Origin of the sequence: Mediterraneibacter butyricigenes, from assembly GCF_003574295.1 — a bacterium.
Lineage (GTDB): Bacteria > Bacillota > Clostridia > Lachnospirales > Lachnospiraceae > Mediterraneibacter_A > Mediterraneibacter_A butyricigenes.
The window spans coordinates 906,259-927,941 of the sequence record NZ_BHGK01000001.1 but is presented as its reverse complement, the minus strand read 5'-3'; the positions used below and the strand labels follow the sequence as shown (position 1 = coordinate 927,941).

Annotated in this window: 22 protein-coding genes; 16 read left to right on the top strand and 6 right to left on the bottom strand. The window is 45.6% G+C overall.

Annotation, left to right across the window (positions count from 1 at the left end; translation table 11 throughout):
• Window positions 1-42 precede the first annotated feature (42 nt).
• From KGMB01110_RS04370 to pfkB, 3 genes are all read right to left on the bottom strand, one after another.
• Complete coding sequence (locus KGMB01110_RS04370; protein ID WP_119297675.1) at window positions 43-783, bottom strand: DeoR/GlpR family DNA-binding transcription regulator; 741 nt, start codon at window positions 781-783, stop codon at window positions 43-45.
• A 139-nt stretch (window positions 784-922) separates the two neighbouring features.
• Window positions 923-2,857 (bottom strand): PTS fructose transporter subunit IIABC, encoded by a 1,935-nt coding sequence (locus KGMB01110_RS04365; protein ID WP_119297674.1) that lies wholly within the window; start codon window positions 2,855-2,857, stop codon window positions 923-925.
• 118 nt (window positions 2,858-2,975) lie between these two features.
• A complete protein-coding gene (gene pfkB / locus KGMB01110_RS04360; protein ID WP_117888986.1) occupies window positions 2,976-3,887 on the bottom strand; it encodes a 1-phosphofructokinase in 912 nt (303 codons plus the stop codon).
• A 310-nt stretch (window positions 3,888-4,197) separates the two neighbouring features.
• Here pfkB and KGMB01110_RS04355 point away from each other — a divergent pair, with 310 nt between their 5' ends.
• Together KGMB01110_RS04355 and KGMB01110_RS04350 are read left to right on the top strand one after the other, a co-directional pair.
• Entirely contained in the window at window positions 4,198-5,112 is a 915-nt protein-coding gene (locus KGMB01110_RS04355) for a magnesium transporter CorA family protein (RefSeq protein WP_119297673.1), read from the top strand.
• 117 nt (window positions 5,113-5,229) lie between these two features.
• Window positions 5,230-5,811, top strand: coding sequence for a nucleotidyl transferase family protein (locus tag KGMB01110_RS04350; protein ID WP_117602714.1), 582 nt, complete (start codon window positions 5,230-5,232; stop codon window positions 5,809-5,811).
• Between the two features lie 121 nt (window positions 5,812-5,932).
• Here KGMB01110_RS04350 and trhA read toward each other — a convergent pair whose 3' ends face one another.
• The gene (trhA, locus tag KGMB01110_RS04345; protein ID WP_117888985.1) at window positions 5,933-6,643 is read right to left on the bottom strand and encodes a PAQR family membrane homeostasis protein TrhA; all 711 of its coding nucleotides are present in this window, start codon (window positions 6,641-6,643) and stop codon (window positions 5,933-5,935) included.
• Window positions 6,644-6,825: 182 nt separating this feature from the next.
• Here trhA and KGMB01110_RS04340 point away from each other — a divergent pair, with 182 nt between their 5' ends.
• Together KGMB01110_RS04340 and KGMB01110_RS04335 are read left to right on the top strand one after the other, a co-directional pair.
• On the top strand, window positions 6,826-7,449 hold the full coding sequence (locus KGMB01110_RS04340) for a GTP pyrophosphokinase (RefSeq protein ID WP_119297672.1): 624 nt from the start codon (window positions 6,826-6,828) through the stop codon (window positions 7,447-7,449).
• A complete protein-coding gene (locus KGMB01110_RS04335; RefSeq protein WP_119297671.1) occupies window positions 7,442-7,723 on the top strand; it encodes a GNAT family acetyltransferase in 282 nt (93 codons plus the stop codon). Before KGMB01110_RS04340 ends, KGMB01110_RS04335 begins: the two co-directional genes overlap by 8 nt.
• 20 nt (window positions 7,724-7,743) lie before the next feature.
• On the opposite strand, the gene arcC is transcribed toward KGMB01110_RS04335, so the two are convergent.
• Entirely contained in the window at window positions 7,744-8,673 is a 930-nt protein-coding gene (gene arcC, locus KGMB01110_RS04330; protein WP_119297670.1) for a carbamate kinase, read from the bottom strand.
• Window positions 8,674-8,774: 101 nt separating this feature from the next.
• Window positions 8,775-9,227, bottom strand: coding sequence for a DUF3783 domain-containing protein (locus tag KGMB01110_RS04325; RefSeq protein ID WP_119297669.1), 453 nt, complete (start codon window positions 9,225-9,227; stop codon window positions 8,775-8,777).
• 252 nt (window positions 9,228-9,479) lie between these two features.
• Between KGMB01110_RS04325 and KGMB01110_RS04320 the strand changes: the two genes are divergently transcribed.
• The 12 genes from KGMB01110_RS04320 to KGMB01110_RS04265 all read left to right on the top strand — a co-directional run bounded on the left by KGMB01110_RS04320 (window position 9,480) and on the right by KGMB01110_RS04265 (window position 21,675).
• Window positions 9,480-9,728: a PRC-barrel domain-containing protein gene (locus tag KGMB01110_RS04320; RefSeq protein ID WP_117602720.1), complete on the top strand. Its 249-nt coding sequence runs from the start codon at window positions 9,480-9,482 to the stop codon at window positions 9,726-9,728.
• Window positions 9,729-9,911: 183 nt separating this feature from the next.
• Window positions 9,912-11,570, top strand: a complete 1,659-nt coding sequence (locus KGMB01110_RS04315) for a transglutaminase domain-containing protein (protein ID WP_119297668.1) — start codon at window positions 9,912-9,914, stop codon at window positions 11,568-11,570.
• A gap of 59 nt (window positions 11,571-11,629) precedes the next feature.
• Window positions 11,630-12,427: a hypothetical protein gene (locus KGMB01110_RS04310; protein ID WP_119297667.1), complete on the top strand. Its 798-nt coding sequence runs from the start codon at window positions 11,630-11,632 to the stop codon at window positions 12,425-12,427.
• A 17-nt stretch (window positions 12,428-12,444) separates the two neighbouring features.
• Entirely contained in the window at window positions 12,445-13,953 is a 1,509-nt protein-coding gene (locus KGMB01110_RS04305) for an MBOAT family O-acyltransferase (RefSeq protein ID WP_119297666.1), read from the top strand.
• Window positions 13,940-14,917, top strand: a complete 978-nt coding sequence (locus KGMB01110_RS04300; RefSeq protein ID WP_119297665.1) for a hypothetical protein — start codon at window positions 13,940-13,942, stop codon at window positions 14,915-14,917. The genes KGMB01110_RS04305 and KGMB01110_RS04300 overlap by 14 nt, the downstream gene beginning before the upstream one ends.
• Before the next feature lie 29 nt (window positions 14,918-14,946).
• A complete protein-coding gene (locus KGMB01110_RS04295; protein WP_117602725.1) occupies window positions 14,947-15,168 on the top strand; it encodes an acyl carrier protein in 222 nt (73 codons plus the stop codon).
• A gap of 18 nt (window positions 15,169-15,186) precedes the next feature.
• Complete coding sequence (locus KGMB01110_RS04290; protein ID WP_119297664.1) at window positions 15,187-16,683, top strand: amino acid adenylation domain-containing protein; 1,497 nt, start codon at window positions 15,187-15,189, stop codon at window positions 16,681-16,683.
• Window positions 16,684-16,873: 190 nt separating this feature from the next.
• Window positions 16,874-17,326 carry a transcriptional regulator NrdR gene (nrdR, locus tag KGMB01110_RS04285; protein WP_119297663.1) on the top strand — a complete coding sequence of 151 codons (453 nt, stop codon included), beginning with the start codon at window positions 16,874-16,876 and terminating at the stop codon, window positions 17,324-17,326.
• A gap of 78 nt (window positions 17,327-17,404) precedes the next feature.
• On the top strand, window positions 17,405-18,952 hold the full coding sequence (locus tag KGMB01110_RS04280) for an ABC transporter substrate-binding protein (RefSeq protein WP_117888977.1): 1,548 nt from the start codon (window positions 17,405-17,407) through the stop codon (window positions 18,950-18,952).
• Window positions 18,953-19,021: 69 nt separating this feature from the next.
• On the top strand, window positions 19,022-19,963 hold the full coding sequence (locus KGMB01110_RS04275; RefSeq protein ID WP_117602729.1) for an ABC transporter permease: 942 nt from the start codon (window positions 19,022-19,024) through the stop codon (window positions 19,961-19,963).
• 81 nt (window positions 19,964-20,044) lie between these two features.
• The gene (locus KGMB01110_RS04270; protein ID WP_117602730.1) at window positions 20,045-20,857 is read left to right on the top strand and encodes an ABC transporter permease; all 813 of its coding nucleotides are present in this window, start codon (window positions 20,045-20,047) and stop codon (window positions 20,855-20,857) included.
• Window positions 20,857-21,675 (top strand): ABC transporter ATP-binding protein, encoded by an 819-nt coding sequence (locus KGMB01110_RS04265; protein ID WP_119297662.1) that lies wholly within the window; start codon window positions 20,857-20,859, stop codon window positions 21,673-21,675. The genes KGMB01110_RS04270 and KGMB01110_RS04265 overlap by 1 nt, the downstream gene beginning before the upstream one ends.
• The last annotated feature ends 8 nt before the right edge of the window (window positions 21,676-21,683 follow it).

The following is a 21,683-nucleotide window of genomic DNA, read 5'->3' as shown; positions in this document are numbered from 1 at the left end:
GTAAGCGGTTCCCGTTGCAATCCTTTTGTGGGATGGAGAGAATTAACAGATCCGTATATTCTTTGCACCCTTATAATCTTCCGGGCAACTGTCGGTAAGCAGGATTCCCCTGGCAAAAGGAGCAAATGTCACAGAACTGACCACATTAAATTTGGAATGGTCGCACAGTGCGTAGAATTTGTGGCATTGTAGGGCGGCTGATTTTTTGATCAGGGCTTCTTCGGTATCCGGAGTGGTATAACCGGCTTCTTTGCAGACACCGTTTGCACCGAAGAATCCGATGCTGAAATGGTAATCATTCAGCATAAGTGAAGCAGAGGTTCCGATGATGGCTTCGGTGGACTGTTTTAGGGTACCACCCAGTAAGATGACATGAAATCCTTTGGCGGCCAGCTTCTGGGCATGGGCTACGGCGTTGGTGACAAAGGTTGCATCCTTTTCCTGAATATGTTCCAGCATATATCCGGTGCTGGTTCCGGCATCCAGATAGACAAAATCATGAGGGCGGATCAGAGAAGCGGCGTACCGGGCGATTCGGATCTTTTCCTCCTTGTTCAGATCTTTTTTCTGGGCAACGGTTGGTTCCTGGGACAGATAGAGACTGTCGGAGGAAACGGCTCCGCCGAATACTTTGGTCAGACGACCTTCTTTATCAAGCTGTGTAATATCTCTTCGTGCTGTAGATTCGGAGATATCAAGCAGTTCAGTCAGTTCGGTTACAGTGATACTATGACGCTGGTTTAAGAGATCCAGGATCATTGCATGACGTTGTTCAGATAACAAAAAAACACCACCTTTAAGTTTAAGAGAAGTCTCCTGTGTGTCAGGAGACTTCTTGTTGTCAAGCATACACCAAAAAGGTCTGGTGAACCTTTTTAGGTGTTTACCCTATTCTATACTAAATTACGAGAAAAGAAAACAGTTATTCTACATCCTTCTTTAAAATACCAAGAAGAACGGTGGAGGCAGCGATACCTGCAACCAGGGCAACCAGATACATCAGGGCATTTCCTACAACCGGGAATACGAAGATTCCACCGTGAGGAGCCATCAGAGTACATCCGAATGCCATGGAAAGTGCGCCGGCAAGACCGGATCCTACGATACAGGAAGGAAGAACATGCAGTGGGTCGGCAGCAGCGTAAGGGATGGCACCCTCTGTGATAAATGCAAGACCCATGATAAAGTTGGTAGGACCACTTTCTCTTTCGGTTTTGGTAAATTTCTTCTTAAACAGAATGGTTGCAAGAGCGATGGCACATGGCGGTGTCATACCACCGATCATGACTGCAGCCATGATATCATAGTTTCCGGCAGCGATGGCAGCGGTACCGAAAACGTAAGCGGCTTTGTTGAACGGGCCACCCATATCAATGGACATCATTCCACCGAGAATCATACCCAACAGAATTTTGCTGGATCCGCCCATGCCTGCAAGTGCATTGTTCAGTGCAGTATTGATACCACCCATAACAGGTTCCACGATAAAGGACATCAGAAGTCCCATGATCAGAAGTCCGACAACAGGATAGATCAGAACCGGTGCAATCTTTTCCAGAGCTTCCGGAAGTTTGTCACAAATTTTACGCAGCAGAAGGATCACATATCCGGCAACGAAACCGGCAACCAGTGCACCTAAGAATCCGGATTTTCCGCCGGAAGCGATCATACCGCCGGCAAAACCGAGAACCAGAGCGGGCCTGTCGCCAATGGCCATGGCAATGTATCCTGCCAGAATCGGGAGCATAAATCCAAATGCAACGCCACCTAAGGTCTTGAACCAGGCAGCAATCGGTGTGATGGTACCGAAGTTGGCACGATCAGCAACCGCCAGAGAATTCATATCTACGCTTAATCCATCAATCAGGAAGGCAAGAGCAATCAGGATACCACCACCGACTACGAACGGAAGCATGTGAGAAACACCGTTCATCAACTGGGTGTAGATCTGGTGTCCGGCACCACCGCCTGATTTTGTGGTCTGGGATTCTTTGGAAGAACCGGAAGCAGCGTGGTAAATCGGAGCGTCTCCGTTCATGGCACGGTCCAGAAGCTCACCGGCTTTGCTGATTCCGTCGGAAACCTGACACTCGATCAGCGGCTTTCCATCGAAACGATCCATCGGTACCTGAGTATCGGCTGCGATGATGATGCAGTCTGCATCTGCAATTTCCTGAGCAGTCAGTACATTTTTTGCACCGCCGGATCCGCGGGTCTCAATTTTAACGGCACATCCTCGTTCTTTTGCGGCTTTTTCAATACCTTCTGCTGCCATATAAGTATGTGCGATGCCGGTCGGGCAGCCTGTAACAGCCAGCAGTTTAAAGGAAGGTACCTCGGAGTTGTTTGCAGAATCTTCGGGAATAGAAGTCTCAGCCAGACGTTCATCAATGCCGGCTTTTTCGTCATCGGCCTTATCGATGATTGCCATAAATTCTTCCGGAGAGGCTGCATTTCTTAAAGAGTTTGCAAAGTCCTCGTCCATCATCAGGACAGATAATTTACTTAATACGTCCAGATGCACATTGTCTTCCGTGTTTGGAGCGGCGATCAGGAAGATCAGGGAAACCGGTGCTCCGTCCAGTGCGTCGAAATCAACGCCGTCTTTGACGACCATGGCAGCCAGTCCGGGAGCGTTGACTGCGTCACATTTTCCATGAGGGATGGCAAGCCCTTCGCCGATACCTGTGGTGCTTTCTTCCTCTCTTGCATACACGGCTTTGCGATAAGCCTCGGTATCGTCGATCTTACCGCTTTTTGCCATTAGTTCGACCATCTGGTCCAGTGCTTCGCTTTTGGATGTGGGAGCACCGCTAAGAGAGATACTTCGTTTGTCGAGTAAATCTGTAATTTTCATTGTTTTCCTCCTTCATTCTTTCCTTTATGATAGAGATTTGATATCTTTGCAACATTCTGAACTGAGAAGTACCGGGATCCGAATTCGCAGGAATCAGGATTCGGCAATTCGTGTTTTATTACATGGAAATCACTTGCTGATAAACAGCCTGAATTTCTTCTTTGGTTGCTAACAGCTCGGAAAATGCACTGGCACTTCCGGAAGAAACGCCCATGTGGAATGCGTGTTCATAACTGTGTTTTTCCATCCATCCGGCAATAAATCCGGCAACCATGGAGTCTCCGGCACCGACTCCGTTTACAAGGGTTCCTTTCGGGGCGGGAGCGGCAGAAACGCTTCCGTCGGCTGCGACCAGGACTGCTCCTTCACCGGCCATGGAAACCAGTACATTTGTGGCACCCATTTCCTGAAGCTTTCTTGCGTAGGGGACAACGTCTTCCCGTGTCTTGAGTTCTACATCAAAGATCTCGCCCAGTTCATGGTTGTTGGGCTTGACCAGAAATGGATGATATTGAAGGACATTGACCAGAAGGTCGCGGGTGGCGTCAACTACGATCATTGCTCCGGTGTCCTGAAGCTCTGCCATGATCTTGCTGTACATATCATCTGGCATAGAACTTGGAATGCTTCCGGCAAGAACCAGGATATCTTTACTGGTCAGTACGTGAAGCTTTTCCATCAACTGATCGATTTTCTCCTGACTGATGACAGGACCGCTTCCGTTGATCTCGGTTCCGTCGATGGATTTCAACTTCAGGTTGATGCGGGAGAATCCTTCCTCAATCGGGATGAAATCAGATTTTACGCCGAGTTCCTCTACCCGTCTTACGATTTCTTTTCCGGTGAATCCGGCGGTGAATCCCAGTGCGGTATTGTCGATTCCGAGGTTTCCCAATACGATGGATACGTTAATCCCTTTTCCACCGGGAAGCATCAGCTCAGAAGTGGTACGGTTCGTTAGCCCCAGTTTAAAATCATCTACGGTGACAATATAATCCAGAGATGGATTAAAGGTAACTGTATAAATCATTTTGTGTGCCTCCTGTGTTTTGATAAGTTTATTATACGATCAAAAACAGTCAAAATCAATCAAACTAATTCACAAAATAATTGGGATCTTTTTGTTGAATTTGTATAGTCTGTGATGAAACTGAAAAAAATATACAGAAATATACAGAAATGAAGGGAGAAAACAGGATGGAACGACCGAATTTGACGGAGTGAAACCAGCTGTATGAAGTAAGGCTTTTACGGAGTGTACAGGCGTGTTATAATAAAAAAGCAGGAAAGAGATTGATGAAGAACCGGAAAAGAAGAGCCGGAAAAGAGGAACGTAAAGTATGTTAGTATATACATTAGGAGATCAACTGGAACTGGTGACACCGAAAGAGGTGCTGGAAAATGGAATACCTGCCGTATTTCTGACAACTTCAAAAGAATGCAAGGATATTCTTGCAAAAGTAGGAATTCATTTTGACGGGGATGTGGAACTGGAAGAAATTTATTTCTGTAAGGTTGAAACACAACAGGACAGTGTGTATGGAACCCTATGTGTTCCGAGACTGCTGGATGTGCTGGGCAGTCGATACAAGCTGCAGTTTTTTATCAATGAAAAATATATTGTGATTGCGGACAATGATGATTTTGCGGAACGGCTGGTACGGCGAGTGACCAAACGAAAGCCGCAGCAGGGCCCGACGAAGGAACGGTTTTTATATAATTTTATCACAGAATTTCTCAACCGGGATCTGTCCCTTCTGAATCGGTATGAGAAGCAGATCATGCGGATGGAAGATGAGATCATGCATGGAAAGACGGAAGACTTCCAGAGCAAATTGATGCCGATTCGAAAAGAACTTCTGACGCTGCGGGGATATTATGATGAACTGTGTGACCTGGGACAGGAACTGGAGGAAAATGAAACCGGATTTTTTGACCCGGATCAGTTAAAATATTTTGGCACGGTGACAAACCGTGCGGATCGTTTGATGAATAAGACCATGCATCTGATCGAATATGCCATGCAGGTTCGGGATGCCTATCAGTCACAGATCGATGCAAAACAGAACAATACGATGCAGTATCTGTCGGTGATTTCCACGATTTTCTTCCCGCTGACTCTGATTACGGGATGGTATGGCATGAATTTTAAGGATATGCCGGGGCTGGAAGGCGGATATCCGGGAGTGGTAGTTTTGAGTGTGATCGTGGTTCTGGTCTGCGTGTTCATTTTCAAGAGGAAGAATATGCTGTAAAACACAAGAAGGCGAGATGTGTCAGGTGAGTGGCAGAGTAGAAAGAAGCAAGATTAGATTGCGTGTAAAGAATAAGAAATAAAATACGAGAAGACAACGAAAAGGGGAGGCAGAAGTATGGATGAAAAAGGTGTGATTCATGGAAGGTTCCAGATGTTTCATCTGAAACATCTGGAATATGTTTTGGCGGCAAAGATGCATTGTAAGAAGTTATATATCGGAATCACGCATCCGGATAATACGTTTACGGCGTCTTCACCGAATGATAAACATGGAGTGACAAGAAGAGATAATCCGATGACGTTTCTGGAACGGTTTGAGATGATACAGGGAGCGTTGGAAGATTTTGGAGTGCAGAGAGAAGAATACGAGATTATTCCGTTCCCGATGAACCGGCCAGAATATATTACCCAGTACGCACCGGCAGATGCTACCTATTATATGAGCATCTGTGATGAATGGGGAGAAGAGCGGTATCAGATTCTGAAAAATTTAAACCTGAATGTGGAAGTGCTTTGGAGAAGAACGGAAGCGGAACGCGGAATTACGGCTTCCGAGGTGAGAACCTGTATTGAAAAAGGAGAGAACTGGCAGCAACTGGTTCCACGGACTGTTTATGAATATGTGCTCAGTCACGGAATTGATCAGCGGATCCGGGAGTATGCAAAGAAAGGATTTGCAACGGCAGAAGAACTCTGAAATAGAAAACGAATGGTTGCCGGGGGATAAGAGGGAACAGATTTCGGCAGGATGCTATGCAAAAAGAAACCCCGGACGATTATCCGGGGCTGTATTGCCGGGCGTACGGCAAAAAGGTTTGTTACAGGACGTATGCATACATAAAAATGTAGTGGCAGAGGCTTCCACCCATGACGAAAAGATGGAAGATCTCGTGGCTTCCGAAGTTCTGGTGCTTTCCATTGAAGATCGGAAGTTTCAGTGCGTAGATGACGCCGCCGACCGTGTAGATAATACCACCGGCCAGGAGCCATCCGAATGCGGCAGGGGTCAGAGTGTGGAGCAGCTTGCCGATTGCAAAGATGCAGACCCAACCCATTCCGATATACAGGATAGAAGAAACCCACTTGGGACAGAAGACCCAGAAGAATTTCAGAACCATTCCCAGGATTGCGATGGACCAGACGGTGATCAGCATGGCAAGACCGGTTTTCCCGCCGAGAACCAGAAGGCAGACCGGAGTATAACTGCCTGCGATCAGAACAAAGATCATCATATGGTCGATTTTCTTTAAGATTGTATTGATCTGTTCTGTTTTATCAAAGGTATGATATGTGGTGCTGGCGCCGTAAAGAGCGATCATACTCAGAGAGTAGACAGCCATTGCGATGCAGGCAAGGAGACTGCCGGTACGGGCGGCTTTGTAAAGCAGAGGGAAAGCTCCGATAAAGGCAGCGATCATTCCGATAAAATGTGTGATCGCGCTTCCGGGATCCTTGATATAAAAGTATTTTTTATAATTTATGTTATAATCATAAGAAGTTTGATAAGAAAGTTTTGTAGTTGATACCATAATAACACCTCCGAATATTACACGACGTAGTATTTAAAACTACATACAAGATATGTATATATTACAACGTGTATTCCTGAAAAGCAAGACTTTAAACAAATTTAAGAAATATTTGTTCTAAACTTCACAAATATCCCATATATTAGACGCAGAGTGTAAAGAAAAAGCAGGAGGTGAGATGGATGAACAGGCTGGAAGTAGAAGGAACGAAAGAAGGACGTTATTATCAGATGGCGCTGGATCAGACCCGGGACATATTGGAAACTTGTGTCAGAGAACTGTCGGAAGAATGCGGACGGGTTGTATATGAAGGAATTTCCCAGAGAATCAAATCGGGTGAAAGCATAGAAGAAAAGCTGAAACGAAAAGGATATAAGACAGATCGGGAGACGGAATTTGAAAAGCTGAATGATATTGCGGGGATCAGGATCATCTGTCGGTTTGAAGATGATATTTACCGGATCCGGGATAAAATCTGTGAGCAGAAGGAATGGAAGATCCTGAAGCAGAAAGATTTTGTGGAGCGCCCAAAAAAAAGCGGATATCGAAGTCTGCATCTGATCATAAAGATTCCGGTAGCTACAGAAGAAGGGATGCGGGAGATGAAAGTGGAAATTCAGATCCGTACGATCGTGATGCATCTCTGGGCAGAACTGGAGCATGAGAAATGCTATAAAAAGGGAAAACGAGACAGAAAAGATCCCACGTACCGAAGACTGAAAGTATGTGCCAAGGTGGGAAGAGCACTGGATAAAGAAATGATCCTGGCGCGAGAAGCCGGGGGAGGAGAAGAAAGTAATGATTGACGGAAAAATCATACACAGAAAGTTGAATAAAATGCCTTATTCCGGAAGCTATCAGGGGATGCGGTTTTATCTGACGGCAAAGGAGGAGCAAATCGAGGCTTATGTATATCCGGAGCCGTTTTGTATGGAGAAGACACCGGATGATCAGAAAATACACCGGCAGTTTCCGTTTAATGAAGAAGGATTCGAGCAGGTGACAGACTGGCTGAATCAGATGTTTGAAGAGAAAAAAGAATTCTGGCGGGAGGCCAGAAAAAATAAATTCCTGATATAAGAAAAAGGCCGGAGCCTGGATTATGAAATCCAGGTTCCGGTTTTTCCTTTTAAGCTGTCTTTTAATTTGTCGAAAGAAGTGATCAGTGCCTGACGGCCCGGTTTTTCCTCCAGAAATTCTACAGAAGCCTGGAATTTCGGGAGCATGTTGTAAATGCCGAAATGGCCCTCTGCCATATAAGTCTTTGCCTGATCCAGTGTAATATGTCCTAAAAGTTCTTCGTTGTCTTTTCCCATGTTGATGCAGACTTGTTCCACATTGGTAAGGATGATCAGAAGATCAGCATCCACACCCTCAGCCAGTTTGCCGGCAGCCAAATCCTTCTCAATGACAGCGCTGGCACCGCGCAGGTGGTGATCCTGTTCCAGAACCGGAATACCGCCGCCGCCGCAGGCGATGACGATCTGTCCTGCGTCCAGAAGTGCATTGATGGCATCGATTTCCACGATCTTTACCGGATTCGGAGCAGCCACGATACGGCGGAATCCTTTTCCGGCTTCCTCTACAACAAAATTCCCTTTTTTGCGTTCTTCGTTGGCTTCTTCTGCATTCATGTAACGTCCCAGAACCTTGGTCGGAGTATAGAATGCATCATCATAAGGATCTACGATCACCTGTGACAGGATGGTGCTGACGGTACGGTAGATTCCGCGATCCAACAGCTCCTCGCGAAGTGCATTCTGCAGATCATATCCGATATAGCCCTGACTCATGGCAGAGCAGACAGACATCGGAGCAGATGTATAGTCCTGATGCGCTTTTCCAAATTCGTTCATTGCAGTATGGATCATGCCAACCTGCGGTGCGTTACTGTGGGTGATCGCAACGTCATAACCATCTTCAATCAGATCCGCAATCGCTTTTGCAGATTTGTGAACGGCAACCATCTGTTCCGGAAGTGTGGTTCCGAGAGCACGATGGCCGAGAGCAACAACAACTTTCTTTTTCATAATTTATACCTCGATCTTTCTGTATTCGGTTTAATGAAAATATTATAAAACGGATGGAGGGTTTTGTAAACCTTTTGCACCATCATCATTTCCCGGCCTGATCATTTCTTTGTTTCGGGATTCATTGCCTCATGTTCCCGGCGGATTTCCTCAAAACATTCTGCCGGGGTCCAGTTCTGATTGGTTGGGGTCAGGATTGCTTTATAAGGAAGCGGACCGGCACCGCTTTTTCGGAGAGCGGCAAGTGCCTGATTCAGGCGGCTGTCCTCAAAGAAGGCGAATACGATCATTTCGCTGTCCAGTTCCGGCAAGGTAGCAGAACTGTTGGGAGCATTTTTCGGTGTTTTGGTATCTGCGCCGTTTGTCTCTGTACCGGAAGTTTCCATGGTAGTCTCGGTTTCGGCAGATTTCAGACCCGCCAGGTATCCAAGGGTATGCCCGTAATCTTCCGGCTTGATGCGTCGGAGACGAACATGCAGCGGAAATAATGCCATCTCGATTTTCAGGGCTTTCTGGCGATCCTGTATGTTAAAAAGTAAAATCGTTTCTTTCATAAAAAGGATCCTTTCTGGAAAATAAATAATAACGGTTTTGGATACGTTTTATTTTAAGGGATTTTTTCCGCATTGTACAGAAAAAATGTGGCTTCTCTTCATATATTAATATAAGATCTTGGAAAATAAAAATATGAATACCTGTAGAAAATTATATGTGGTGGAATGTAAAAAGTTCCGCAGGCAATATAGAGGAGTTATCACAGATATCTGAAAGAAAGAAGTAAGTAGAAAGAAAAAGGAAGTCAGAAAATGAGATTATGTGAATTGAGGGAAATGGAAGTAATCAATGGTTGTACCTGTAAGCGACTAGGGTGTGTGGAAGATCTGGAAATTGATTTGTGCAGAGGATGTATGGATGCCATCATCGTTCCGGTTCCGGGGAAAATCTGTGGACTATGGGGAGCGGAAAAGGAATATGTGATTCCGGTGGAGTGTATAAAGAAAGTGGGACCGGACATTATTCTGGTGGAAATTTCAGAGGAGAGATGTCTGAAATAATACGGATTTTTTCGTAGTTGTGTACAAAAAACAAAGGTTCATTTTTGCGCGGAGAAATTTTGCGCGGAAGAATTGCAAAAAGCTGGTAAACAGGCAGTTGAATTGCGTATATCGGTGTGCTAAAATGAATAAAGTAGTGCCTGAAATCAGGCGGAAAGAAAATGAAAGGAAAGGTTACGCAGGATGAAGAAAAAGTGGAAGTCTGCGGCATTGGCATGGGTATTGACCCTCACTCTTGCAGTGGGAGCAGCACCGGCTATAGCATATGCGCAGGAACCGGGGGAGACACAGAATACAACAGAGACACAGATCACGCCGGATCAGTCGGACGCAGAAGAGCAGCCGGATGTGACAGACGAGGTTGGAACACCGGAAGAATCCGGAGATACTAATATAGAAGAAAAAGCTTCCGAAGAAGTTGCAGAAGAGGCAACAGAAGAGCCGGAAGTGGAGACACAGGCTGAAGAAAATCTTCTGACCTATTCCGGTCATGTACAGACTTATGGAGATCTGAAGGCAGTGAAAGATGGTGCAGCTCTCGGAACCACGGGAGAATCCAAACGAATGGAAGCTCTGGTGGTAAACAAAGGAGATGCCCTGAAAGATGTCGAAGGTGAGATCATGTACCGTGTCCATGTACAGACTTACGGAAACCAGAAATGGATGAAGACCGGAGAAAAGGCTGGTACGACCGGACAGAGCAAGAGGCTGGAAGCAATCCAGATGTACCTGACCGGGGATCTGGCAGAACAATATGACATTTATTACAGTACCCATTGTCAGACATTCGGATGGACAAAATGGGTCAAAGGTTCTGATCAGGACAGCAGCTGGTGTGGTACACAGGGATTGAGTAAACGGATTGAGGCAATTAAGATTGTACTGGTAAAGAAAGATGGAGGAGAGGTCCCGAAGGACGAGGGGAACTTTTCCCTGATTTCGAATAAGCAGACTCCGAGTGTGACTTATTCCGGACATCAGCAGACCTATGGAGATCTTCAGGCTGTTTTAAACGGAAAAGTTCTGGGAGTGACCGGAAAGAGTAAACGTCTGGAAGCTTTGAAGATCCAATTAGGACAGAGTGATTATACAGGCTCCATCACATATCGTGCCCATGTACAGACTTATGGCTGGCAGGATTGGGTAAGCGACGGAGCCTTGGCAGGAACCACCGGACAGAGCAAGCGTCTGGAAGCAGTAGAAATCAAACTGACCGGAGATATGGAAAAGTATTACGATGTCTGGTATCGAGTACACATCCAGCATCATGGATGGCTTGGTTGGGCAAAGAATGGAGAGAGTGCTGGTTCTGCCGGGCTCAGCTACAGACTGGAAGCAATCCAGATCCAGATCGTTCCGAAAAATACGACGGCGCCAGGTGCCCACAGCAATTATTTCGTAAAGAAAACCCCTGCACAGGAACGCGTAGATAACGGAGTGCAGGGCGTTTATAATCAGGTTGGAAAGAATTTATACAACTGTTTTAACTGGTGTGTAAAGAATATCAGATATTACAGCATTTCTGGTGGAGCACCGAGTGGTTATACCAATCCGCAGTGGTATGCTATCTGGGGATTCGAGCAGCACAGAGGAGATTGTAGAACGTATGCAGCAGCATTCTATCAGCTGGCAAAAGGTCTTGGTTACAATGCAAGATATGTATACGGATACGTGCCGAGAGCCGGTGGCGGTATGGTAGACCATGCATGGGTGGAAATTGATGAAGGTGGAACCACTTATGTGTACGATCCGGATTTCCAGTACGAGACAGGACGAAACGGATTCAAGTTCCGTTATAAGACATCCGGTACCTGGAGATACAGCAACTATCATTATGAATAAAAAAGGCTGAACAAAAAGAAGCCAAAGAATCTAAAGAAGGAACAGGAGAGAAGATACCAATGAAAATGAAAAAAGTGGGACTGGCACTTCTGGTGGCTGCGCTGGCAGTTTCCTCTGTGACAGCATGTGGAAAGAAGAAAACAGAAGAACCGAAAAAGGTGGAAAAGACAGAAGAGAAGAAAGAAGAGTACAAATCCATCGGAGATGACAGTGTAAAAGATGCATGGAAGGTACAGATCAAGAATTCTCTGGGACAGGATGTGACAGGAGTCAGTGTGAAAGCGTCTACAGAAGAAGCTTATCCGGAAAACATGTTGAAGGATTCTGATACCTTTAAAAAAGATGAGACAAGAAATCTTTTCTACAAACCGTCAGAGGAAGCCGCAGCCGCACAGGCAACAGAAGGTGGCAAAGAACTTCCAACGGAATATTCCGTCCAGTTGACATTGGCAGATGGCAGCACTGTAGAACTTCATGCATTCCCGTTTGAGGATATGAAAGAGGGCGAAGTTAAGACAAAAGACGGTATCGCTTATCTGGAATATAAGAGCAACGATGGAGAAGAGGTTAATACATATGATGCAGAAAAAGCTGTAAAAGATCAGGCGGATGCGGAAGCAGCCGCAGCAGCCGAAGCACAGGCTCAGCAAGAAGCTGAGGCAGCCGCACAGGCCGAAGCAGCTGCAGCAGCTGCTTCTCAGTCACAGTCTTCCGGCTCTTCTCAGAATTACTCCAACAGTAATTCCGGTGGATCTTCCCAGTCTACTTATACAGAACCGGCAGCACCGGCACAGGACAACAGCGGAAGCTCTGATGATTCCAACCAGGGTTGCGTAGATGACGGACTGACATATTAATAGAGAGGAATAGGAAAATGTCGTTAACATCAAATTTATTTTTCCTATTTATTGTTTTGGGACTATGTATTTATTATGTGGTCCCAAAACGTTTGCAATGGGTTATTTTACTGATATGCAGTTATGCGTGTTATCTGTGGATCAGCGTAGGAGCAGTCTTCTTTTTGCTGTTCTCAACGGCGGTGACGTTCGGGGCTGCACTCTGGATCGAACAGGTTGGAAAAGAAGAAAAGAAAAAAGCAAAACGGATCGTTGTGGCAGGGATTCTGCTGGATCTGGGCATGCTGGCGTTCCTGAAATATACAAATTTTATGATCGCAAATGTGAATGCGTTGACCGGACAGAACTTTTCCATGCTGCATCTGATCCTGCCGCTTGGAATTTCTTATTATACGTTCCAGTCGCTGGGATATCTTCTGGATGTGTACTGGGGACGGCAGCAGGCGGATCATAATTTCCTGAAATATGCGCTGTTCGTGTCCTTCTTCCCGCAGTTGGTGCAGGGGCCGATCGGACGTTATGGCCGACTGGCAGGACAACTGACGGCAGAACATTCCCTGGATTTTCATAAGATCAAACATGGTCTGGAGCGGATCTTATGGGGATTGTTTAAGAAAATGGTGATTGCAGAGTGGGCAGGTGTTTACCGACAGGCGATTTTCGCAGATCCGGATACTTACAAAGGCATTGCAATCTTCGGAGTGTTTCTTTATACGATAGAACTCTACGGAGATTTTGCAGGAGGAATCGATATTGTGTTGGGAATTGCGGAATTGTTCGGAATCAAAATGGATGAGAACTTCCGCCAGCCTATGTTTTCCACATCTATCAGTGATTTCTGGCGGAGATGGCACATTTCGCTGGGAGCGTGGATGAAAGATTATGTCTTTTATCCGTTGACACTGTCACGCCCGATGACGAAACTTCAGAAAAAAGCCAAAGCAGCCATGGGCAGAAAAAAAGGCCGGTTCTTTACGATTGCAGTTTCAGATCTGATTGTCTTTGTTCTGGTGGGACTCTGGCATGGAGCAAACTGGAATAATATTGGCTGGGGATTTTACAACGGTGTGATCATCGCGACCAGCGGATTTCTGGCAGATACCTATCGAAGCTGGAAGGACAGGCTTCATATCAATGATAAAAGTAAAGGGTATCATATCTTTATGATTCTGAGAACTTATTTATTATTTAATCTGGGAGAATATTTTGACTGCGTAAATTCTGTGGGAGAAGCCTGGAAGATGATCCGATATTCGCTGACCAGTTTCCATCCGTCACAGTTTCTGTTGATCTCCTCCGGAAAACTGGGGGTTGCCTATACACCGTATGCACTGCTTACGCTGGCGATCGGCTGTCTGATCTGGTTTGTGGTCAGTGTGTTAAAAGAACGGGGAACAGATATGGAGAAAGCATTGTCCAGACTTCCGTTTGCGGTAGAATTCCTGATGTTCTTACTGCTGTTGATCAGTATTCCGTTATTCAGTCCAATGTCAGTTGCCAGGGGGTTCATTTATGCACAATTCTAAGAAAATAGCAAAAATATTGATATGTCTGCTGATCTGCGTATTGGTGATAAAAGGCCTGGATCTGGTATTGTATCCCTGTACTTTTGTGAGAAACAACGTGCATACGATTTCTACGGAGCAAAAGGATCTGCTGATCTTCGGGACTTCCAACGGAATGTCGGATCTGGATCCGGATTATATTCTGGAAGGAACCGGACTGACTGGACAGAACCTCTGTGTAGGTGGAGAGTATCCGGTGGATGCGTACTATCTGACCAAGCTTGCGCTGGAAAAACAGAAACCGAAGGCTGTGATTTTCGAACTGTCTCCGGGATATTTTACGACGGAAAAAGAGAAGGGAAATAACTACTGTCTGTTTTATCACGAATTTCCCATGTCTATGACAAAGGTGGAATATTATTTCGATACCATGCTGGACTGCGATTTCCGATATCCGCTGTTTGCGTTTCATGAGTATTCTCTGCAGTATGAACTGTCGAAGATGAAGGATACCGTTTATCAGAAAACCACGGGAAACTATGATGTGTCCTATCTGAAAGGACAGGCGCAGGAATACCACGAGAACGGATTTATCGAGAAATATCCGGTGGCTGTGGAGAATTTCCCGTCTTATTCTCCGACCTTATTTACGGCGGCGGATGTCAAACAGACCAATATGGATTATCTGACCAGACTGATCGAGCTGTGTCGGGAAAATGATGTGGAATTCATTGCTACAACGATGCCGCTTGCAGCTACCATGCTGGTGCAGGAAGAGGACAGTTATCGACAGGCCTGGGATTATTTCACGGAATATTTTAAGGAGCAGGGCGTTCCTTACTATAACTTTAACAGAGAATATTACGGTGCATATGGTCATGATCTGGCAAATTATGTGGATTATGACGGCCATATGAACGGAGACAGCGCCAGAGCATTTTCCAAAGTATTTGGAGAAACGGTACTTGGTGACCTGAAGAAATAAAAAAACGGACAAGAGAAAGGAGAAAAACGATGAAAGAACTGATGGAGATTTTAGAAGACCTGTTACCGGGAATTCCGCTGGAGGGACGTACAGATCTGGTAGAGAGCGGAGATCTGGATTCCATGACAATCCTGAATCTGATCTCAGATATTTCTGACGAGTTTGATGTGGAGATTCCGGTCAGTGAAGTGGTTCCGGAGAATTTCCAGTCCCCGGAAGCAATCATGGCTCTGATCGAAAAACTGCAGTAAATCCGGAGAAATAAATCGATGAAAAACATTTTAGAATATTTTGAAAAGACGGCAGAAACATATCCGGATAAAGTGGGATTTACCGACAGCGAGCGGGAAGCGACCTTTGCGGAGGTAAAGCTGCGCGCAAGAGCAATCGGGTCCTTTCTGGCAGAACATGGAAGCAGACGACCGGTAGCGATCCTGATCGATAAAAAGATAAACTGCATGGATACCATGCTGGGAGCGTTGTATGCAGGAGATTTTTATGTCGTGGTGGATGTCCATTCCCCGGCAGACCGGATTGAAAATATCCTGGGAGTTCTGGATGATCTGCTGGTCGTGACAGATGAGCAGAGCGAAGAACTGGCAAAGAGCCTGAACGTGGACTATTTCCTCTATGAAAAGATTAGTAGGACAGAAGAACAACCGGGAATTCTGGAACAGATCCGAAGCCGGATGTGTGATATGGATACGGCATACATTTTGTTTACATCCGGTTCCACCGGAATGCCGAAAGGAACCATCGTCAGCCACAGAGCGCTGATCAGTTATATCAACTGGGTGACGGAAGAATTTAAGTTTGACGAGACCACAAGTTTTGGTTCCCAGACACCTTTATATTTCAGTATGTCGGTGACGGATTTTTATTCCACTGTCAAATGTGGATGCACCTATCATATCATTCCGAAACAGAACTTTTCATTTCCGATGAATCTGATCAAATTTTTGAATGAGCATCAGGTGAATACGATTTACTGGGTTCCGACAGCAATCTCGATTCTGTCCAACTGGAAAGCGTTCGATGTGGCGAAACCGGAATATCTGAAAACGGTGCTGTTTGCAGGAGAGGTGATGCCGACCAAGCAGTTAAATTACTGGATTCATACGCTGGATCCGGAGATCACCTATGCAAATCTGTTTGGACCGACAGAAACCACGGATATCTGTACTTTTTATGTAGTAGATCGGGAATTTAAAGACGATGAGAGTCTGCCGATCGGCCGTCCCTGTAATAACTGCGATGTCTTTCTTGTCAACAGTGAGGGCAAGCTGGCAGAGCCGGGAGAAGAAGGAGAATTGTTCGTGCGTTCCACCTTTATGGCAGACGGGTACTATAAAAATCCGGAGAAGACGGAAGAGGCTTTCGTACAGAATCCGTTGAATGCCTACTATCCGGAACGTGTATACAGAACCGGTGATCTGGTAAAATACAATGAACGAGGAGAGCTGATCTACATTTCACGGAAGGATTTTCAAATCAAACGGAGAGGATACCGGATTGAATTGGGAGAAATCGAAGCCGGAGCCAACAGTGTGGAAAAGGTGAAAGCCTGCGCCTGCGTCTATGATAAGGAAAAGGACTGCCTTGCGCTGATTTATGAAGGTGGCGTGAAGGATCCGGAAGTGATCCGGGAGGCGGTACGGAAAAAAGTTCCGCCGTATATGATGCCGGATCAGGTGATCCGTGTGAAGAATATGCCGCAGAATGCCAATGGAAAGATCGATCGGAAGAAATTGAAGGAACTGATCTGATCTTTAGCGTTTCTGAGTTGTTTTGATGATCCGCAGAGGTTTTTCAGGGGTGATTGAAGAGAAATTCAGAAGGAAATCAGGCGGAAACCGGTTCTGGCAGAAGCAAATCAGAACGGGGTTAAAATTTTGCAAATTTGCGGAAAATTGTGTATAATCAACCCAAATGATGTTGGGAAAGGTGGAAATGCATATGAGATGCCCTTACTGTGGACACTTGGATACGAGAGTGATCGATTCCAGACCGGCAGAAGACCGGAGCGCCATCCGAAGAAGACGTTCCTGTGATGAATGTGGGAAACGTTTTACAACCTATGAAAAAGTAGAGACGATCCCGTTGATCGTGATCAAAAAGGACAACAACCGGGAACAGTACGACCGTACCAAGATTGAGACCGGGATCTTACGTGCATGCTACAAACGTCCGGTGTCTGCTGATGCGATCCAGAAGACGGTAAATGCAGTGGAGACGGAAGTATTTAATCGGGAGGAAAAGGAAGTGTCCAGTACGGTAATCGGAGAGATCGTAATGGACAAGCTGAAAAGCCTGGATGCCGTAGCCTATGTACGGTTTGCATCCGTTTACCGGGAATTTAAAGACGTGAATACTTTTATGGAAGAAATTAAGAAATTTTTGGATAAATAAGCCTTGTGTTTTTGAGAAAAAGTGATACAATGGTGTGGACAATTTAATAATGGAGGTTATTTGAAGAAGGAGACAAACATGAAGAGGATAATCAGTATTCTTTTAGTGGTAACCACAACGCTTTCTCTTGCACTGACAGGATGTTCAGGCAATAAGAACAGCACGGCGTCAACGTCCGATAATAATGCTTCCTCAGAACCCACCGAAGGTGGAAGTATCACAGTAGGTATTTCCCAGGATTTGGATAGTCTTGACCCACACTTAGCAGTATCGGCAGGAACGAAAGAGGTTTTATTTAACATTTTTGAAGGTCTGGTAAAACCAGACGCAGATGGAAATCTGCAACCGGCTGTGGCCAGTGATTATACGATTTCCGACGATGCGAAGACTTATACATTTACACTTCGCGACGGCGTGAAATTTCACAATGGTCAGGATGTGACAGCCGAAGATGTAAAATATTCAATTGATCGATGCGCTGATACGTCAAATGGGGAACCATTGGTATCAGCGTTTTCTATTATAGAAAGCGTCAATATCGTAGATGACAAGACGGTTGAGATCAACCTTTCTGAGCCAAATACAGAATTTGCAGCTTACATGACAACTGCAATCATTCCGAAGGATTACGAAGATCAGGCAACTGCTCCGGTTGGAACCGGCCCGTTTAAGTTCGAATCCAGAACGGCTGACCAGGACTTTGTGATGGTGAAGAATGAAGACTATTGGGGCACAAAGGCTCATCTGGACAAGGTTGTCTTCAAGATCATCGCAGATGCAGATACTCTTGTAACAAACTTAAAGGGTGGATCTGTTGATATGGTCATGAGACTGACAACCAGCCAGGCAGCAGAGCTGACAGATGGATTCCATATCGAAGAAGGAACCATGAACTTAGTACAGGCACTTTACCTGAACAATGCGGTAGAACCATTCAACAATGAGAAAGTAAGACAGGCTCTCTGCTATGCCATTAACCCACAGGAGATCATGGATATTGTGGCGGATGGAAAAGGCGAGCGCGTCGGAACCAGCATGTATCCTGGTCTGAAGAAATACTTCGATAAGGATCTGAATGATTACTATACTCAGGACTACGATAAGGCAAAAGAATTGCTGAAAGAGGCAGGATATGAGGATGGATTTGATATGGAGATCACGGTATGTTCCGCAGATCAGCCACATATGGATGCTGCTCAGGTTATTGTAGAGGAATTGAAAGAGATTGGGGTCAATGCAACGATCAAACCGGTAGAGTGGCAGACATGGTTGTCTGAGGCTTATATGAACCGGAACTTCCAGTCTACCGTAGTAGGTGTAGATGCAGCCAACCTGACAGCGAGAGCAATGCTGGAACGTTTTGTATCAGATGCAGATAACAACTTCATCAATTTCAATGATCCGGAGTATGATGAGACCTTTGCAAAAGCCATTGCAACGACAGATGACAAGGAGCAGGTAAAACTGTATAAAGACTGTGAAAAGATCCTGACAGAGAAGGCAGCAAATGTATACATCCAGGATCTGGCAAATCTGGTAGCCATTCGCGACGGATATGACGGATACGTATTCTATCCGCTGTACGTACAGGATATGTCAACGATTTATAAAACATCAGATAATTAAGAAAATGTAAAACATCCGACAGATCAATGGTCTGACGGAAACGGATTTCAAAAATGAAAGGAGAGCGGCATGAAATATTTTATCAAAAAAATAGCAGGTCTTATAATCGCATTATTAATTGTCAGTATGCTGGCTTTCCTTGCATTTGAAATTATCCCGGGGGATCCGGCAGTGGCAATCCTGGGAACAGAAGCGACGGAAACAAAAGTCGAAGCACTCCGGGAAGAGATGGGGTTGAATGACCCGCTCCCGGAGCGTTATGTAAACTGGCTGTCCGATTTTCTGAAAGGAGACATGGGAACCTCTTATAAATACAATCAGCCGGTCAGTGAATTGATCGGGGATAAGGTGCCGGTTACGTTTACACTGACAGCCATTGCTTTTGTGATGATCCTGCTGGTGTCCGTTCCGCTTGGAATTCTGTGTGCCAAGTATGAGAATACCTGGATCGACCATTTCTTTACGGCGTGGAATCAGGTGGTGATGTCGATTCCTCCGTTTTTCGTAGGAATGGTTCTGACCGTTGTATTTGGACTGGTACTTCGATGGTTTACGCCGGGCGGTTACATTTCTTATAAAGAAAGTATCGGTGGCTTTATCGGGTATCTGATTCTTCCGGCAGTTGCCGTAGCACTTCCTAAGATAGCAATGACGGTAAAACTCCTGAGAAATTCTCTGATTACGGAGATGCATCAGGATTACATAAGAACCGCGTACAGCCGGGGAAATTCGGCGACAAGAGTTCTGCTTTGCCATGCATTTCGCAACGGAATCTTACCGGTGATCACATTTTTGGGAATGGCGATCGCTGATATGATTGCAAACAGTATGATTGTGGAAGCGGTCTTTGGAATTCCGGGAATCGGAAGAAGTCTGATTTCATCGATTTCGGGAAGAGATTATCCGGTTGTAGAAGCATTGATCCTGTTGATTGCAGCCGTGATCCTGATTGCCAATACCGTGGTTGATCTGCTGTATCAGAAGCTGGATAAGCGAATTGAGATTCGGTAGTCGAAAAATTTCAGAAGGTTCAAAAACGAAAGACGATAGAATAAGAGAAAATATTCGGGAAACAAAGAAGGAGAAAGATCCATGAAGCGCAAGATAAAATCAGTTTATTTTCAGATGGGTGTGGGGCTGACAGCAGTGATGACAGCTCTGATTGTGCTGGGATTTTTCTGGACACCTTATGAACCGGATGCAATGCAGGGATCCATCAAATTGCAGGGACCATCCCTGTTACATCTCTTTGGAACCGACCAGTTTGGAAGGGATATTTTCAGCCGCGTGTTAAGCGGGGCAGGCAATACATTGATCATTGCCCTGGGAACCATTCTGATCGGGGGAATCATCGGTGTGATTTTAGGAGCAGTGACCGGATATTTTGGTGGCTGGCTAGACGAAATACTTATGAGAGTCAACGACGCACTGGCAGCATTTCCAAGTGTACTGTTGGCGTTGGTTCTCATAAGTATTTTTGGTACAGGAAAATATAAAGTGATGATCGCTCTGGGAATTGGATTTATTCCGAGTTTTGCAAGGATTGTCCGGGGAGAATTCATGAAATGTAAGGAAGAGGATTATGTGAAGAGTGCGATCCTGACCGGGGTTCCGTCTTACCGGATTCTGTTTGTGCATATCCTGCCGAATATCCTTCCGGTGCTTCTTTCTTCGCTCACGATTGGATTTAACAATGCGGTTCTGGCGGAGGCAGGAATGAGTTATCTGGGGATCGGGGTACAGCCGCCGGATGCCAGTCTGGGACGGATGCTGTCCGAGGCGCAGACCTTTCTTGCAACAGGAGTGTGGTGCGCGATTTTCCCGGGATTGTTCCTAGTGCTGATGGTATTAGGCGTAGGACTTCTGGGAGAAGGAATCCTGGATCGGTTCGGAGGTGGAAGATAATGCTGGAAGTGAAGGATCTGAGCATCTATTTTACAGACAGAGGAAAAAGAGAAGATGCAGTGCGTCATGTCAATTTTTCCATGAAAGCAGGAGAAATTCTGGGAATCGTGGGAGAATCCGGATCGGGAAAGACGCTGACAGCCCTGACGATTGCGGGACTTTTGAAGAAAAATGCGATCGTGGAATCGGGAGAAATCCTGTTAAAGAAAACCAGTCTTCTGGAATTGAATACGAGACAGTGGCAGCAGATCCAGGGGAAAAAGATCGGCATGATTTTTCAGGAACCGATGACTGCACTGAATCCCACCATGAAGATCGGACGACAAGTAGGAGAAGGGTTGAAGCTTCACTCAGACTGTTCGAAGGAAGAACGAAGACAGAAGGTGTTACAGGCTCTGGAAGAGGTAGAACTTCCGGATCCGGAAAAAATATACCGGCAGTACCCACATGAATTGTCGGGAGGAATGAGACAGAGGGTGATGATCGCATCGGCGCTGATCTGCAAACCGGATCTTCTGATTGCGGATGAGCCTACGACGGCGTTGGATGTGGGAACACAGGAGAGTATCCTGAAGCTTCTGAAAAAAATGAACCAGAGACATCAGGTGGGAATTCTGTTTATTTCCCATAATCTCCGGGTGGTGAAGAGTCTCTGTGAGAATGTGTTGGTAATGAAAAATGGAGAAATTATCGAACGGGGAAAGGCGGAAATGATTTTTTCGGAACCGAAAGAGGCGTATACGAAAGAGTTGATCGCGGCGATTCCGACCCGGACGAAACAGAACGCATATTATGATCTGCTGATGAAGAAACTGTAAAAAGGCAG